We start from the raw sequence: 16,661 nt of genomic DNA, 5'->3' as shown, positions 1-16,661 counted from the left end.
TTGTTTAAGGCCAAACAGTGCTATTACTTTAATGATGCACAGTGTAAAAATACGTTCAACCAAGTGGGCAGTATTGGAGATTTGCTCCAAACTTGACATCGAGTAGGCAGTAATATCGAAGGAGTTATGGTTTAGAAAAACTTTCTTCTCATCTTTGTAGTTCTAGAAGTTAGGTTATGATTATTGAAATTGGAGATAAATTGGTGTCAGATGAAATTTTTGAAAAGGAATTCGTCTGCAATTTAAATGCTTGTAAAGGGGCATGTTGTATTGAAGGGGATGATGGAGCACCATTAAAAATGGAGGAGGTTAACCTATTGGAGGATCATCTTGATGAAATTAAACCTTATATGAGGCCTGAGGGAATTGCAGCAGTTGAGAAGAATGGAGTTTTTTATATGGATCAGGAAAATGAACCGGTAACATCTCTTGTTAACGGAGCAGAATGTGCTTTTGTTTTTTTAGATGAGGAAGGTATAACCAAATGCTCTGTTGAGCAAGCGTATAGAGATGGTAAAATTGATTTTAATAAACCTTTATCCTGCCATCTTTATCCAATCAGAGTACAAAAATATCGATCATTCACAGCTTTAAATTATGACCGTTGGCCAATTTGCAAAGATGCGTGTTCGTTGGGTGAAGAGTTAGGTGTACCAGTTTATCGTTTTTTAAAAGAACCTTTAATAAGAGCATACGGAGCGCCCTTTTATAAAGATCTTGAAAAAGTAGCTGAAGAACTGATAGCAAATAAGAATAAATAGGGTGAAACATACACTCAAAAAATCAGAACGACTTAAAAGTAGGTTAGCGATTGGAGAAGTCTATACCAAAGGTAAAACTTTAAAAAAGTACCCAATTCTAGCAAAATTTACCCCATACATTTTTAATGATAATGAAGTGTTGAAAATGGGGGTTGCAGTGCCGAAAAAAAGAATTCGAAAAGCGGTTCATCGAAATAGAATTAGAAGACAAATAAAAGAGGCTTATCGACTTAATAAATGGATGCTAAAAGAAGAATTAACGGCCAATAAAACATCTTTGGCATTGTTTTTTATTTATACAGGTAAAGAAAATGTCGATTATTCAGAAATCGAAGCAAAAATAAAAGTAATTTTAAAAGATCTTCGAAAGCAAATAACGAACGATAAAGAGAATTGAACGAATTTATGATCATGAAACGAATAAAGCTTCTATTAACAACCGTATTAACTTTTTTGGTTTTCGGTTTAAATGCTCAGCCTGAGATAGAGGCGCAAGAAAATGCTGATTTTGAATTGTTAAAAAATCTAGAACTTTTTGAATTAGTTTATAAAAATGTTGATTTAAATTATGTTGATGAGCCAAACCCTGGTGCATTAATGAAAGCGGCTATTGATGCAATGTTATATGAACTAGATCCCTACACAACTTATATTCCAGAATCTAAGATTGAAGATTTTAAGTTGATGTCAACCGGTCAATACGGTGGGATTGGTGCTATCATTCGTCAAAACGATAACCAAGTCATGGTGGTCGATCCTCATGAAGGATTTCCAGCGCAAAAGGCGGGTTTAAAAGCAGGAGACATTTTCCTGGAAATTAATGGGAAAAGCGTTGAAGGGTTATCGACAAGTGAAGTTTCTGAAAAATTAAAGGGTAAACCCGGTACCTCTTTGGAGGTAAAAGTTGAGCGGGATGGTGGTGAACTTGTCAAGACATTAACCCGTGAAGAAATAAAATTTAGTCCTGTACCTTATTACGGAATGGTCAACGAAAAAGTGGGCTATATTAAACTTGGTTCGTTCACCCAAACGGCAGGAGCTGATGTTTTGGAAGCCTTTAAAGATTTAAAAGGAAATCAAGGAATGGAACAGCTAATTTTTGATTTGCGCGGAAATGGAGGTGGATTATTGATTGAAGCTGTTAAAATAGTGAATATGTTTATCGATAAAGGAACTGATGTTGTTTCCATTAAAGGTAGGGATCCTTCCGTTAATCAAACTTATAAAGCTGTATTAAAACCTGAAGATACAAAGATGCCTATAGTGGTTTTAGTTGACGGAGGTTCAGCATCGGCAAGTGAAATTGTTTCTGGAGCTTTGCAAGATCTGGATCGTGCAGTGGTTTTGGGTCAAACTTCTTTTGGTAAAGGGTTGGTTCAGCGACCGCTGGATTTAAAGTACAATGCAAAGGTAAAAGTTACCATAGCTAAATACTATACACCTAGTGGTAGATGTATTCAAAAACTGGATTATACACACCGTAAAACAGGTTCTAGTGCGGGCGAAATTTCTGATTCTTTACTTCATAAATTCAAAACTAAAAACGGACGAGAAGTCATAGATGGTAGAGGAGTTGAACCAGATGTGCATATTAATGAAAAAGAATTTGCAGCATTAACCGCTAATCTTGTTCTGAATAATATCATTTTTGATTATGCAACCAAGTTTGAAAAAGAGAATGAAGCAATAAATGATCCTCGTAATTTTGAAATAACGGATGAAATATATTCCGATTTTTCCAATTTTGTGCTGCAACAAGATTTCGAATATCAAACGGTATCTTTGGAGTTGCTAAAAAAAGTGGAGGAAGCCGCGCAAGATGAAGCTTCATTTGAGAAAGTAAAGGAGGAATATCAAGCACTGATGGATAAATTAAAACCTTCCAAATCTGAAGATCTTCAAAAATATAAAACCGAAATTATTCCCCTTTTGTCGGATGAAATTATTGGTCGCTATTATTATCAAAAAGGAAGAATTCAACATAGTCTAGTCAAAGATGAATTTATTCTTGAATCAATTGAAATATTAAACGATTTAAGTCGTTATAATAGCATCTTGAAAATAGAAAATTAATCATGTTTGATAAATGGCTAAATCTACCAGCCCATTTATACCTTAGAATTACCGCTTTAACCATTTTGGTTGTTGGAGTTGCTCTATCTAACGTCCTAATGAGTATCGGAACAATATGGATTTTCTCCAATTGGCTAATTCAAGCTGAGTATAAGTCGTACTGGGCAAAGTTGCGGACAAAAAGATCACTTTGGTGGATTATTTTGCTTTATGCTTTTTTGGCAATCTCACTTTTTTGGAGTGATGATCTCTCTTATGGTTTTAAAGATTTGCGAATTAAACTGCCTTTTATTGTAATTCCACTTGTCCTAGCAACATCAAAACCCCTTTCTAAAATACATTTTCATTTTCTGCTTTACGTTTTTTTAGGTGTCGTATTCTTCACATCAGGGTTTAATTTTTTAAGGTATAACCTCTACTTGGAACAACAAAATGATATTCGAGAGATGTCATTTTTTATTTCGCATGTTAGGTTTTCACTACTTGTTAACTTCGCTTTTTTTACGTCACTTTACTTGTTGTTAAAGAAACGGATAATGTCTTGGATTGCATGGCCTTTAATGGTTTGGTTCTTGTTTTATTTATACAAATCTCAGATTATAAATGGATACCTAATTTTCGGTTTACTTTTTATCGTTTCGAGTTTCTATCTGCTCAATCAAATCAGTAACCCTAAATTTCGTAAAGTAAGTCAAGTATCATGGTTCGTTGCGCTCTTATTCGTAATTGTCGCAAGCTATAATTCTATACGGCAAACTAAAGTCATAGAGAATGAAGAAATTGCAATTCATCAGCTCGATTTATACACAGAGAATAATAACCCTTATTTTCACGACACCTCCAACCATCAAATGGAAAACGGTAATTATGTATGGCAATATGTTCAACAAGAGGAAATGGAAAATGCCTGGAATAGTAGAGCAACAATCCCATACGATTCGTTAGATCGCAAAGGTCAACCAATGTTTGGAACATTAATGAGGTTTTTAACATCTAAAGGGTATAGAAAAGATTCTGCTGGAGTTTATCAACTTACGCCCGATGAAATTTTAAATATTGAAAATGGTCAAACGAGTATTGCTTTAAATAAAGGATTTGAATCTCGTTTGGCAAGTTTCTTTATGGAATACCGTATCTATCAAAATGGAGGTGATCCAAATGGGAATTCGATTTTACAACGTGCAGAGCATTTTAAAGCTGCCGTTAATATTTTAAAAAATAGTTGGTTATTTGGAGTTGGTAATGGGGATGTCCAAAATCAGTTTTATGAAGTATATGAAGAAATGAATACGCGTTTATCGCTCCAGAATCAGCACCGTTCCCATAATCAGTTTTTAACCATTTGGGTTAGTTTAGGAGTGGTAGGATTTACCCTATTCTTTTTGTTATTTATAACGCCTTGGTTCGAGGTAGCGTTCGACTTTTTTGTTCTTTTCGTGTTAATCGGTCTTTTTGTATCATGTCTCTTTCAGGATTTGATTGAAACGCAAGCGGGAGTAACAATTTTCGCATTGTTTTATGCCCTTGCTTTGTATAGAGATTCTACGAATCAAGAAGTTCGCACATAAAATCTGCCTCTGTATCGTAGAAGGATAGAAAACGATTCCAGTCCCCCTTGTTGGTCATCCACTTGTTTATTTTTAGTTTTTTTGTTCTTAAGTAGATATTGTTTTGAACAATGACAATTTCGGATTTCTTATTGAATGTATAGTGTTTACGAATTGAGCCAAAATAATTGATCACTTGTATTTCGTTTTTTGAATATTTCAAATAAGGAAATTTGCGCATCCCCCAACCAATCGAAAAAATAATAACTCCTCCGATAACATTAATTAAAATATTTAAATCCTTGAGGATTATGGATGATATAATGAACAATAGATTAAATAATACGCCAAACAACATGTAAGTATTTCCCCAAATAATTTGATACCTAACAACTCTCATCCATTTTGGTTATAAACATTCTGCTTTGAATTATTCATAAAGGTCAAGATTATATCGAATAAAACAAAGTTTAATTTTGCCGTTTATTCCCTTTTTTACGCTACACTATGAAATTGGTTTTTACTATCCTACTCAACTTCTTTGTGCTTAATGCCTTATGTAATAAAATTACAATTCTTATAGATCCCGGTCATGGCGGTAAAGATCCTGGTCACCTGCCATTGAAAGATACTTTGATGAACGAGAAAGATATTGCTCTTGAAATTGCGCTTAAAGTGGGGAATTATTTGACTTATAATTTGTCTAATGTTGAGGTGCTATATACACGAACGACAGATATATATCCAACACTTGATGAGCGAGTAGATCAAGCCAATAATAATAAAGTAGATTACATGTTAAGTGTGCATGTGAATGGTAGTCCTAATTCAAATATTTACGGAACAGAAACGCATATACATAATTTTGATGCTAAAACTTCTTATAAATGGGCTCGGCTAATTGAAGAGCAGTTTAAAACCCGTGCAGGTAGAAAAAGTAGGGGAGTTAAAACGGCCGCAGATATAGGACACTCAATACAAGTCTTAAAACACACTAAAATGCCAACAGTATTAGTGGAGTGCGGGTTTATTACAAATACGAGCGAAGGCAAATACTTAAATTCTGTTTATGGTCAAGAAATTATTGCTTCAGCTATATTCCGGGCAACGCGCGAGTTTCTAAAGGCAAAACATCCTAAAATTGACTTTAGCCCACCTCAAGATCAAACCAACCAACCAGATGAACCACATTATAAGGTGCAAATAATGGCTTCTATTGATAAAATTGATACTGAAATTAAAGAGTTTAAAAAATTAGATTATTCAGTTGAACGCGTTTTTGTTGAAAGTACAAGCATGTACAAGTATAAATATTACGTAGGGCCATTTTCGAATAAAAAAGACGCAAAAAAAGCCCAGAAATCTGTGCAATCAAATGGCTTTAACGATGCTTTTGTCGTGTATTTCGAATAGTTGGTCTATTAAAATTAGCTATTAATCGTTTTGAATTCCCGTATTTTTAGTTTAAATTGCTCGAACTACTCGAAACAATACACATATGGCTACAGTATTTGAAACAAGATTAATCGGTAATATCGGTAAAGACGCCGTTGTTCGAAAAATGGATAAAGGTGTGCTTGCTCTTAATTTTCCAGTTGCTCACAATAAAAATTGGCGAGATAAAAGAACTGGTGAACAGAAAACAAAAACAACTTGGGTGAATTGTACAATTTGGAAAAAGGATGGAACAAACCTAAGAATTTTAGACTTTCTCAAAAAAGGTTGCTTAGTTGAAGTAGTCGGAACACCATTTGCTAAGGGTTATCTTCAAGATGATCAAACAGTGAAATCAGAGATACGACTGAATGTTTCTAAAACAAATATTCTCAAAGCAAGCAGCGAATCGACTAATCTTTATAAAAATTATGAGGATTATTACGAAGATGAAGAAGAAGATGAAAATGATGAAAGTGACAATGAATCAGTCGCTTTAGCCCACGAATCATATTAATGAAAAAAACAAATTAAAAAAAAGGAGAATTTTTTTCTCCTTTTTTTTGTTTGCTTAGATTTAATTTGTTTATATTTGCCCTCGCTTAAGGAAAAACAACGGTTTTTTTATAGCAGTATTGAAAACTTCTTGTTAAAAATTTTTCTACGCTTAGAAAGAATATTAGCAAAAAAATAAACCAATTCCCTGTTGGTTAGAGCCCCGTACCTACGGGATTAATCAGAGGGTCAAAAAGAGGTTTAAATACAGGAAATAAATTCCTCCTTAGCTCAGTTGGTTAGAGTCCCGTACCTACGGGATTAATCAGAGGGTCAAAAGAGGTTTAAATACAGGAAATAAATTCCTCCTTAGCTCAGTTGGTTAGAGTCCCGTACCTACGGGATTAATCAGAGGGTCAAAAGAGGTTTAAATACAGGAAATAAATTCCTCCTTAGCTCAGTTGGTTAGAGCATCTGACTGTTAATCAGAGGGTCCTTGGTTCGAGCCCAAGAGGAGGAGCAAAATAAACCCCATTAGTCGTTGACTATTGGGGTTTTTTTAGTATGCCATATTTTGTTTACATATTATATTCATCAAAGTCGGATAAGTACTATGTGGGTAGTACAAATGATTGGAAATCTCGGTTACACTCGCATAATACCTCCAAACGAAATACGTATACTTCAAAGCATCGTCCTTGGACAATAGCAGCCGTTTTTAAGGCAGGTGACACACGATCCAAAGCCGAGCAAATTGAAAAATTTATTAAAAAACAAAAGAGTCGAAAGTTAATTGAACGGTTAATAGATGTTGAATTTTGTCCAACGGGTTATTTATCCGAATTGGTTAGAGTCTCGTACCTACGGGATTAATCAGAGGGTCCTTGGTTCGAGTTCCGACAAATTTTATCGTTTACGATTTAAATTGCCTTCGGAAAGGAGCAAAATAAACCCCATTAGTCGTTGACTATTGGGGTTTTTTAGTATGCCATATTTTGTTTACATATTATATTCATCAAAGCGGGATAAGTACTATGTCGGTAGTACAAATGATTGGAAATCTCGGTTTAACTCACATAATACTTCCAAACGAAATACGTATACTTCAAAGCATCGTCCTTGGACAATAGCAGCCGTTTTTTTGGCCGCTTTAACGGGCTTTCCATTGTAGTTGCTTTCAATTCTATAGCTTTCAGTATTCAATAGTAGGGGGTTCCATGGTCACCCCTCCTATTGAACTTCAAGAATATAAATTGTTCAGCAAGCTGTCATTACAATCCCTAGCGTATTTTAATAAGTTATAAATAAGGGCTTTGGTACAATTGATGTTTCATGTTGAGAGTAAATTAATCTAAACTTTATGTTAATGTAAATTTGGTCATTTCATTCCTTATTTTTAACCCCTTAATGTCCAATTTTTTATCTTTGGTACGAAAAATGTAATAGACCTTCAAAAGTTATCTTTTTTTTAAATCACAGAATTTCATTCAAAGGTCGAACATTTAATAAAGGCGTATGAGAAAATATTTTACACTATTTGCAATTCTATTTTTAACAGTTTTTCAAGGGACATCTCAAGATAATGTCAATTATCAGCGTGATTCGAGATGGTTCATTGGATTAAATGCAGGAGCAACATGGACAAGTCAGACTGAGGTCCCCTATCGAATTCGAGGAGGGTATGGTTTAACTTTTGGAAAATCATATGGCATGGAGCCAAATAAAATGTTTTCGTGGGATATTCGTGCCCGCTTTTTGCATGCACAAATCATGGGCCAGGCAACAAATCGATATAATCTGGATAGTACTTCTACTGTTGGATTGGAGAATTATGAAGATTCTCCTTTGAAAACTTATCAAGATTCACTCGGTTATTTCATTCCAAATTATCAAACTAACTTGTTAAAAGGATCAATTGAACTTGTATTAAATACAAACCGATGGAGACAAAGAACAGGTTGGAATCTTTATGCTTTTGGTGGAATTGGAATTACTGGTTACCATACAGCTAGCGATATGCTAAATGAAGAGACAGGTGGTATTTATAACTATGAAACACTTGGTTCGGCATCTCAAAATGGTGTCCTAAATTTTCAAGATGGAGATTATGAAACAGATTTAGTTGGAAATTTTGCAGAGTATGAAATTGATTGGATGCCAAGTTTTGGTGTGGGTCTGAGTAAACAAATTCATCCGGCAGTTGCTATAGGTATAGAGCATAAAACAACTTGGACAAGAACAAATTTGTTTGATGGAATGCCGAATACCAATGCTGGTGTTGCAGCTGATTTAAATGATCGCTATCATTATACTGGACTTACTTTAAAATTTCATTTATTCAATCCAAAGTCTCGTGTTTATGATGACGAAGAGGTAGAAGAACCGGTGAATATTGATGATTTTGATCAAAAGGAAGATCCCATTGTTAATGAACCTGTAACCAGGAAAAAACCAATAGTAGATATTTTTGACCCAAGTTCTAGTCCATATACAACGACTGAAAATACATTTAGGTTAAAAGCAAATGTTCATTATGTCGAAAATAAGTCGAACATTACATTTAAGCAAGATGGTAATTTAAATACCAATTTTTCCTATAACGCATCTACCGATAAATTTGAGAGTGTTGTTGTATTACACCCAGGACAAAATTTGTTTGAAATTACAGGAACAAACGAAGCGGGGTCAGATTATGAAGCTGTAATCATCGTTTATAAAGAAGAAGAGGAGCCAATTAATCCTCCAATTGTAACAATTACTAATCCTCCTTCAACACCTTATGTAACTAATTCAAATGTGTTTGGGTTGGTATCAACGGTGCTTAATGTAGAATCTAAAGCCCAAATTGACATTTATTTAAATGGGGTAAACCTAAATGTGTTTAATTATAATTTAAGTACAAAAGTATTAAACGCGTCTTTAAATCTTATTGAAGGTACGAATACTGTAACGGTTTCAGCAACAAATGAAGCTGGAAGTGACAGTAAAACGGTTCACATTATTTATGAGAAACCAGCACAAATTCAACCGCCTATTGTGTCATTTACCAATCCAAGCGAAAACCCTCATTACACCACGGTTTCGTTATTAGGAGTTAGAGCAAATGCTTTGCACGTTGCAACTAAAGAAGATTTGACAATAAAATTAAATGGAAATGACGTTACATCCTATACATTTAATACATCTACAAAAGAAATTTATTTTAATATTAGTCTAATTGAGGGAGCTAATTTTGTTGAAATTACAGGAGTAAATGCAGCAGGTTCTGATTATGCGTCAACAACCATAATTTACACAAAACCTGAAACACCTCGTCCTCCTATTGTAAACTTCACTGATCCAATTGAAAACCCTATTACAGTTTATACTTCATCGTATAATGTTTCGGCAAAGGTAGAATATGTGAATAGTGCTGAAGACATAACATTAAAAATCAATGGGGTTGAAACGGAATTGTTTACGTATAGTACATCGTCCGACTTGATGAATTTTACCACGAGTTTGGTAGAGGGATCTAATGTTATTGAGGTAAAAGGTGTGAATGGATATGGTTCGGATATTGCGACTACCACAATAATATATAAAAGAACAATTCCTCAGGCACCGCCAATTGTAAATATCACCTATCCGGGAATTGATAATATGGTGTTTGGTACACCAAATGTTAACCTTGTTGCGTCAGTACTTAATGTCACGGATGAATCAAATATTACAGTGAATGTTAATGGTGTTCCAACCCTTTCTTTTACGTACAATTCTTACACAAAAATTTTAAATCTTCCTCTTGTTTTAAACGAAGGTTCGAATAGCGTGTCAATTACAGGAACAAATGCAGTTGGATCTGATACAAAAACGCGTTTCATTATATACGAAAAACCTGTCAATCCTACACCACCAACCGTAGCGTTTATAAACCCATCAACTTCACCTTATTTAGCAGCTACTGCGACATATACAGTAACAGCTAATACCACAAATATTGACGCCAAAAGTCAAATAGTATTTAAGCAAAATGGTGAACTTATTCCAGATGCTGCTTATAGTTTTGTAGGCGGACATCAGATTGTTTATAATGCATCGTTAATTGCAGGAAGTAATATTTTTGAGGTTAGCGTGGAAAACGGAGATGGTGCTGATGAAGATCTTGCAGTAATCAATTACGTAGTGAATGAAAATCCTTGTGTTATTCCAACAGTAGGGTATATTTCTCCAGTTCCATATTCAACAGTTGACGAGCCAAACGTGACAATTGATGCACAAATTAATAATCATTCTGCTGAAACTATTGTCGAACTTAAATTGAATGGTGTAAGTAAGGGATATATGAGTTATAATCCGGCTACTTCAATTGCTTCAAAAGGTGTTACGCTTTTAGAAGGTTCAAATGCCATTACAGTTATAGTTACGAATGATTGTGGTACTAATCAAGCTACCTTTACATTGAATTATGATGCTCCAGATGCTCCATGTTACGAACCTTCATTGACAGCCGCTGGACCTTCAATAATAACGACTGAAGAAGAGTTAATTAACTTATCATTAAGTTCTAATCACATAGCAGCAAAAGATGAAGTTGTAGTACAATTAAATGGTGTGATTGTAGATTTTGCTTTTGATGCAGGCACAGGTTCTGTAATTTTAAATGAATTACCGCTTTCTTTAGGGTCAAACTCTGTAGTTGTTACTGCTACAACGGAATGTGGCTCGGCAATTAAAATATTTACCATTCAAAGGGAGGTGTGTGATATACCAGTAATATCTTCTGTGTCACCAGTTTCGGGTTCTGTGGTTGATGAAGAATCGATCATTTTCTCTGCAAATGTATCAGAGGTTAGTTCCGAAGAGATATCAGTTCTGTTAAATGGAGTTTCTCAAGCTTTTACCTATAATGAAGCGACAGGTGTTTTAACTTTAGGAGCATCAATTAATACAGGATTAAATAGTATTATAGTAAGGGCTGAAAATGCATGTGGAGGCGCTGAGCGTATTATTAACATTACACGAGAAATACCATGTGAACCTATCGTGACTAATTTATTGACGCCTTCATTAAATGTTTTCACGGCTACAGAAGAAAATATTAATATTAGCTTAAACGCTACTGGATTAACTTCTGTTGAACAAATTTCTGTGACCAATAATGGTGTTACTGTTCCTGTAACTTTTGACCCAATTACTGGAAATATTACAATTAATGATTTGACTTTGGTTGATGGTGCAAATGCTATTCAAGTTCACCTCACAAATGATTGTAGTAAATCTCTCGTAACATATGATATCACTTATAATGGATGTGAACCACCTGTAATTATTATCAATGAAATTTGGCCTGGAAAGGTAGTGTCAGAAGATATTTTTGCATTAAATGTCGTGGTAACTAATATTTCTAGCGGTGATGATATTGTTGTAAAACTGAACGGAGAGGCAATTGATTTTGATTTTAACCCTGCTTCTCATCTATTATCAGCCAATCTTTCTTTAATAGAAGGTGCAAATTCGATTGAAGTAACGGCAAACGGTTGTGAAACAATAAATCAATCTGCCTCCCTCACTTACGAAGTGCCTTGTACTGTTATTTCGCATAGTTTATTAATCCCTGCAAGTACAAATATCACTGCGGTGGAAGAAAGTTATTCAGTTTCGTTAAGTGTGGTTGGAATAGAGAATACTGAGGAAATTGAAGTGAAATTGAATGGAGTAATACATCCGTTTGTCTATAATAGTGAGTCTCAAATTATTTCTATTGAAGGCATCGCCTTAGTGGACGGAGTAAATGCATTGGTTGTGAAACTTACAAATGAGTGTAGTTCTGATATAATCAACTATACTATTAACTATGACGGTTGTGTTGAACCAGTTATTACATTGGGCGTTATGCCATCTGTTATTACAACACCAAATTTTAATTTGGAAGCCAATGTTCAACATGTTAGTGCTGATCAAATACAAGTTTTATTCAACGGGGTGCCAGCGGATTTTGTATATGATCCATCGACTGGCGCTATAGATGCTGAATTAACGTTGTCGGAAGGAGAAAATAGTATAGAAATAATCGCAAATAGTTGTGAATTAGTAAAAGTGTCAACAGAACTAACATACACTGTTCCTTGCGAGCCTCTTGTTTATACGTTGACTAATCCTGAAGGACTTTCGACTTCTTCGGCAGAAGCAATATATAATATTAGCCTTCTTGTTCAACATGTTTCGGAAGAAGGAATTGCAGTACGAAAAGATGGTGATTTAATTGATTTTTCACTCACTGATAATTTGTTATCAATCAACGGAATTAATCTTGTTGATGGAGCAAATATAATCACGGTTGAATTGGCAAACGATTGCAGTTCAGAAACGATTAAATATACAATCAAACATGATGATTGTACCGCACCGAAAATTAATTTGAGTGCCAACCCGATAAGTTCTGAAGTTTCGACATATAACTTTACGGCTAATGTAGCTGAAGTTGAGAATGCGGCTAAAATCGAAGTTTTTGTAAATGGGGTTTCAAAACCATTTTCTTTCAATGCCGTTACAAGAAATTTAACTGCAACATTCACTTTAATAGAAGGTGTTAACACAATTGAAGTGGTGGCAAACGGATGTGAAAAAGCAGTTAAGAAATTGAAGGTGAATTATGCTAAACCATGTGTTCCAGTAACTTATTCATTGGTTTCGCCAACAAATCTAACAAGCGATATTGATGAAGCTACAACAGCCGTTCGAATTAATACAGGTCATGTAAACCCTGAGACTGTAAAGGCCTTTGTTAACGGCGAAGAAGTTTCGGCTATTTTTAGTGAAGGAGTGATTGATGTCCCTGAGTTTTCTTTAATTGAAGGGTCGAATAATGTGATGATTAATTTTGCAAATGATTGTAGTAAAGAGTCTATAATTTTCTCCATTAACCATAATCCATGCGAATCACCAAGTATAGTTATTAATGGGTTAACGGATGGTGCAGAGTTAACTGAAGAAAGTTTAGTATTCTTTGCAAGTTTGTTTAATGTTGCTGATGCCGGTGATATAACGTTAAAGTTAAACGGTCTTTCTGTGCCATTTGAGTTTAATAGTGAAACACATCTGTTACAAGCAGCGATGACTTTAAATGAAGGGTCTAATGAAATTCAAATTGCTGTAAACGGTTGTGAAATCGTTTCGGAAGAACTTGAATTAATTCTAAATCCACCATGCTTGGCACCAACATATTCTCTTATAGCGCCGACGGAATCTAGTGTTGAGGTTGAAGGAGATAGCTACACTGTATCGGTTGCTGTTGGAAATGTGAGTGAGGACCAAATTACAGTAAAAGTGAACGGTGGAACAACTGATTTTACTTATTCAGCAGGAACTGTTTTTGTAGAAGTTCCATATATTTCTGTACCAACTAATGCTGTTGAAGTAGTACTGACGAATGATTGTGGTTCTGCTGAGGTCGACTTTTTAATCACCTATGTGGTTAAAGAAGAAGATTGTAATCCTGAGATTTCAGTATCGTTTGCAGATGATCATAAGAATGTTGATGTAACATCGAATAAAGAAATTACCAATGTAATTCTTAATTTGAATAATGGAACCACTATGGTTGTTGAAGATATTGATGAATTTACAGGTTCGTTTGAACCAATTGGGACGAGTTTAGGAGCTTGCATAGTCGGTGTCTGGGTAAGATCTGGATGTAATGTAGGTGCGGCTGGAGAACCTTACGGGGAGTATTTTCCAAATCCTAAATGGGATGGAATTTGCGGCGAAACTAACCCTTGTCTTCCAATTACTTACACATTAATTACACCAGCTAGGTTGAGTGTTTCAACGGCAGTAAGTCCATATAATATCGTATTGAATACAAGTAATGTAAAAGATAAAGAGAATATTAAGGCTGTATTTAATGGGAAGGTTGTGGATGTTGATTTTGCAGGAGATCAAATTACATTGAGCGGATTAACACTCATCAAAGGGATGAACAGTTTGCAATTTGTCTTAACCAATGATTGTAGCTCTGAAACACTAACTTATATGATCACTTATTCTCAACCAATTATGCCTGGAGGTCCTAATGGCGGGACTGTTGGCAATAAGGTAAATCAACAAAACAATGAGAATGATCCAGGTGACAATAAAATGTTTCAAGCTCAACCTGCTCCGGTAATTACTCCAATTTCGCCTTCAAGTAATAAATCAACAGTGAAAACAGAAACCTTCAATTTGAAAGCTAAGGTGGAAAATGTCTCAAGTAAATCTAATATTACAATGTATGTAAACGGCAGTAAGTATGCGTCGTTTGTATACAGTTCAAATACCAATCAACTTTCAGCGATCTTAAAACTAAAAAATGGTGTAAACCTAGTTAAAATTGAAGCTAATAATGGTAATAAAGTGGATTATACGTATTATATAACCTATCAAGCTTCTGTTCAAAATAAAGTGCAAAATGTAGGTAATCCGGGTGGTACAAATCAGCAAATTAAACAGCAGTCTTTGACCCCAAAATTACAACGTATAACTCCTAGTTCAAGTGTTGCTTCAACTGACAATTCGAGTTACTTGCTGAAACTAAAAGCGCTAAATGTGGCCTCTAAGAGTGGTTTGACATTGAATGTGAATGGGGTAAATGTTACAAATTTTACCTTTAGTTCTTCAACAAAAATAATGTCTGCTGTATTACGATTAAAAGAAGGTAAGAATACGATTCGAGTGAATGCTGTTAACGGAGATAAAAAGGCAGCTTTAACTTACTCCATTACTTATAAAAAAGTTGTGCAGAAGGTAACTTTACCTCAAGGTAATAAAGGAGGTGGCTCCGAGAATAAGGTGGTAAAGCAAACGGTAAAACGTCCAGTAATAACAAAAGTTGCACCGTCTAGTTCTTCAACCACTGTAAAAAAGAATACATATGTTGTGAAAGCCAAATTGACCAACGTTAACGCAAAAAATGATATCACTTTTACTGTCAATGGAACAAAATCGACAGCATTTACATATAATGCTCAAACTGGAGAGTTTATTGCCACGGTTGACTTAAAAGCAGGGGCGAACTCGGTTAGAATTAGTGCTAAAAATGGTAATTTATCCGCAACAACAAGCTATAAAATAACCTATGAATTGGCGCAAGTCGCAAAACCGGTTGGTGGAGGCATTCAACAGAATAAACAAGGAAGTGGTCAGCAAGTTGGAGGATTTAGAAGGAATTAGTTTCAATTGCATAAAAATAAAAAAGAGGAGCCATTTTTGATGTGCTCCTCTTTTTTTGAATTACTTATTTTTTTCTTAATTACCATTGTCATTAAAAATCCAAATACGGTGTAATTCAGCCAAGTGTAACATATTAATCATAAGCGTAAAATTTCATGTTTCAAGAACAAGTTACGAGATAGATTCAAAATTTATCAATGAAAATAGGCGTAGAGTTGTATCTTTTTAGTGAAATGTATCGATTTAAGATTTAATGGTATTCCATACTAATTTGTATTTTTAGGTTTAGAATCTATTTAATACTCTTGGTACCAAAGGTGATACATTGATATTATCCCTTGTATTGTTGAATTAGATTAGTATAAATTAAAACATAAGGTGTATGAAATTAAAGGCGATTGTCGTTGATGATGAAGATTTAGCAAGAAAAAACTTGACTATGTTGCTTAATGAGTTTTGCGAGGATGTTGAAGTGATTGGTGATGCTGGCAATATTACAGATGCCAAGGATGTTATTGAATCAACAAATCCCGATGTCGTTTTTTTAGATATTAGAATGCCGAGTGGTTCAGAGGGGTTCGATTTACTTGAGTCAATCGAAAATAGAAATTTTCTAGTTGTTTTCGTAACAGCATTTAAGGATTATGCACTACGTGCGTTTAATGCTAACGCAATTCATTACGTTTTAAAACCAGTTGATATTGATGATTTGGTAAGGGCAGTGGAAAAGGTAAAAGAAGCGAAGACATCTTTCTCTTCAAATCCAGAAAATTTTGAGACCTATTTTGAATCAATTAAAAATCTATCGAATTCAATGGAATCTAAAGGCTTTGGAAATAAAGTAGCCATAAGCCATACTAAAGGAATAAAATTAATTGATATACACGACATAATGTATTTAGAGGCTTCTGGTAATTGTACTGTGCTTTACTTCAAAGATGGTACTCGTTATTTGGATACCCGGACCCTTAAAATTTATGAAGGAATTTTAGATCCTTCTATCTTTTATAGAATTCATAAATCGCATATTGTGAATATGGAGTATCTAAAGGAATATTTGAATGAAGATGGTCATTTTGCAATATTAAAAAACGGAAAACTACTTGCCGTGGCGCGTAATAGGGTTTCTAATTTTGTTAAAACGCTTAAATCACTTTAAAAT

Annotated in this window: 11 protein-coding genes and 1 tRNA gene; 11 read left to right on the top strand and 1 reads right to left on the bottom strand. The window is 34.6% G+C overall.

Features of this window, described 5'->3' with window-relative positions; translation table 11 throughout:
* Positions 1-179: 179 nt before the first annotated feature.
* Genes A8143_RS06525 through A8143_RS06510 form a run of 4 tightly spaced genes read left to right on the top strand, consistent with a single transcriptional unit; the run spans position 180 to position 4,402 of the window.
* Positions 180-761, top strand: a complete 582-nt coding sequence (locus tag A8143_RS06525; protein ID WP_066757482.1) for a DUF3109 family protein — start codon at positions 180-182, stop codon at positions 759-761.
* 1 nt (position 762) lies between these two features.
* A complete protein-coding gene (gene rnpA / locus A8143_RS06520; protein ID WP_066757330.1) occupies positions 763-1,158 on the top strand; it encodes a ribonuclease P protein component in 396 nt (131 codons plus the stop codon).
* Between the two features lie 14 nt (positions 1,159-1,172).
* Positions 1,173-2,834: a S41 family peptidase gene (locus tag A8143_RS06515; protein ID WP_066757327.1), complete on the top strand. Its 1,662-nt coding sequence runs from the start codon at positions 1,173-1,175 to the stop codon at positions 2,832-2,834.
* Positions 2,835-2,836: 2 nt separating this feature from the next.
* Positions 2,837-4,402, top strand: coding sequence for an O-antigen ligase family protein (locus A8143_RS06510; RefSeq protein WP_066757318.1), 1,566 nt, complete (start codon positions 2,837-2,839; stop codon positions 4,400-4,402).
* Here the strand turns inward: A8143_RS06510 and A8143_RS06505 are convergent.
* The gene (locus A8143_RS06505) at positions 4,377-4,781 is read right to left on the bottom strand and encodes a hypothetical protein (protein WP_066757315.1); all 405 of its coding nucleotides are present in this window, start codon (positions 4,779-4,781) and stop codon (positions 4,377-4,379) included. The two genes, A8143_RS06510 and A8143_RS06505, sit on opposite strands and share 26 nt — an antisense overlap.
* Positions 4,782-4,888: 107 nt before the next feature.
* Here A8143_RS06505 and A8143_RS06500 point away from each other — a divergent pair, with 107 nt between their 5' ends.
* From A8143_RS06500 to A8143_RS06475, 7 genes are all read left to right on the top strand, one after another.
* On the top strand, positions 4,889-5,794 hold the full coding sequence (locus A8143_RS06500; protein ID WP_066757313.1) for an N-acetylmuramoyl-L-alanine amidase: 906 nt from the start codon (positions 4,889-4,891) through the stop codon (positions 5,792-5,794).
* Between the two features lie 85 nt (positions 5,795-5,879).
* Complete coding sequence (locus A8143_RS06495; RefSeq protein ID WP_066757311.1) at positions 5,880-6,332, top strand: single-stranded DNA-binding protein; 453 nt, start codon at positions 5,880-5,882, stop codon at positions 6,330-6,332.
* Positions 6,333-6,756: 424 nt separating this feature from the next.
* Positions 6,757-6,830, top strand: a tRNA-Asn gene (locus tag A8143_RS06490).
* 44 nt (positions 6,831-6,874) lie between these two features.
* The gene (locus A8143_RS06485; protein ID WP_066757309.1) at positions 6,875-7,183 is read left to right on the top strand and encodes a GIY-YIG nuclease family protein; all 309 of its coding nucleotides are present in this window, start codon (positions 6,875-6,877) and stop codon (positions 7,181-7,183) included.
* Between the two features lie 112 nt (positions 7,184-7,295).
* Complete coding sequence (locus A8143_RS17375; RefSeq protein ID WP_083261252.1) at positions 7,296-7,481, top strand: GIY-YIG nuclease family protein; 186 nt, start codon at positions 7,296-7,298, stop codon at positions 7,479-7,481.
* A gap of 344 nt (positions 7,482-7,825) precedes the next feature.
* Positions 7,826-15,499 (top strand): hypothetical protein, encoded by a 7,674-nt coding sequence (locus A8143_RS06480; protein WP_066757301.1) that lies wholly within the window; start codon positions 7,826-7,828, stop codon positions 15,497-15,499.
* Positions 15,500-15,881: 382 nt separating this feature from the next.
* The gene (locus tag A8143_RS06475) at positions 15,882-16,658 is read left to right on the top strand and encodes a LytR/AlgR family response regulator transcription factor (RefSeq protein WP_066757297.1); all 777 of its coding nucleotides are present in this window, start codon (positions 15,882-15,884) and stop codon (positions 16,656-16,658) included.
* Positions 16,659-16,661 lie beyond the last annotated feature (3 nt).

Source organism: Crocinitomix algicola, from assembly GCF_001661595.2.
GTDB classification, from domain to species: Bacteria; Bacteroidota; Bacteroidia; order Flavobacteriales_D; family Crocinitomicaceae; genus Crocinitomix; species Crocinitomix algicola.
Note: the sequence above shows the minus strand (reverse complement) of the source record. Positions and strands in the feature narration are given on the sequence as shown.

Bases quoted from the DNA above. Each gene is read 5' to 3' on its own strand.
- A8143_RS06480 (WP_066757301.1), top strand. From the start codon at position 7,826: ATGAGAAAATATTTTACACTATTTGCAATTCTATTTTTAACAGTTTTT.
- A8143_RS06505 (WP_066757315.1), bottom strand. From the start codon at position 4,781: ATGAGAGTTGTTAGGTATCAAATTATTTGGGGAAATACTTACATGTTG.
- A8143_RS06500 (WP_066757313.1), top strand. From the start codon at position 4,889: ATGAAATTGGTTTTTACTATCCTACTCAACTTCTTTGTGCTTAATGCC.
- A8143_RS17375 (WP_083261252.1), top strand. From the start codon at position 7,296: ATGCCATATTTTGTTTACATATTATATTCATCAAAGCGGGATAAGTAC.
- A8143_RS06510 (WP_066757318.1), top strand. From the start codon at position 2,837: ATGTTTGATAAATGGCTAAATCTACCAGCCCATTTATACCTTAGAATT.
- A8143_RS06485 (WP_066757309.1), top strand. From the start codon at position 6,875: ATGCCATATTTTGTTTACATATTATATTCATCAAAGTCGGATAAGTAC.
- A8143_RS06495 (WP_066757311.1), top strand. From the start codon at position 5,880: ATGGCTACAGTATTTGAAACAAGATTAATCGGTAATATCGGTAAAGAC.
- A8143_RS06515 (WP_066757327.1), top strand. From the start codon at position 1,173: ATGAAACGAATAAAGCTTCTATTAACAACCGTATTAACTTTTTTGGTT.
- A8143_RS06475 (WP_066757297.1), top strand. From the start codon at position 15,882: ATGAAATTAAAGGCGATTGTCGTTGATGATGAAGATTTAGCAAGAAAA.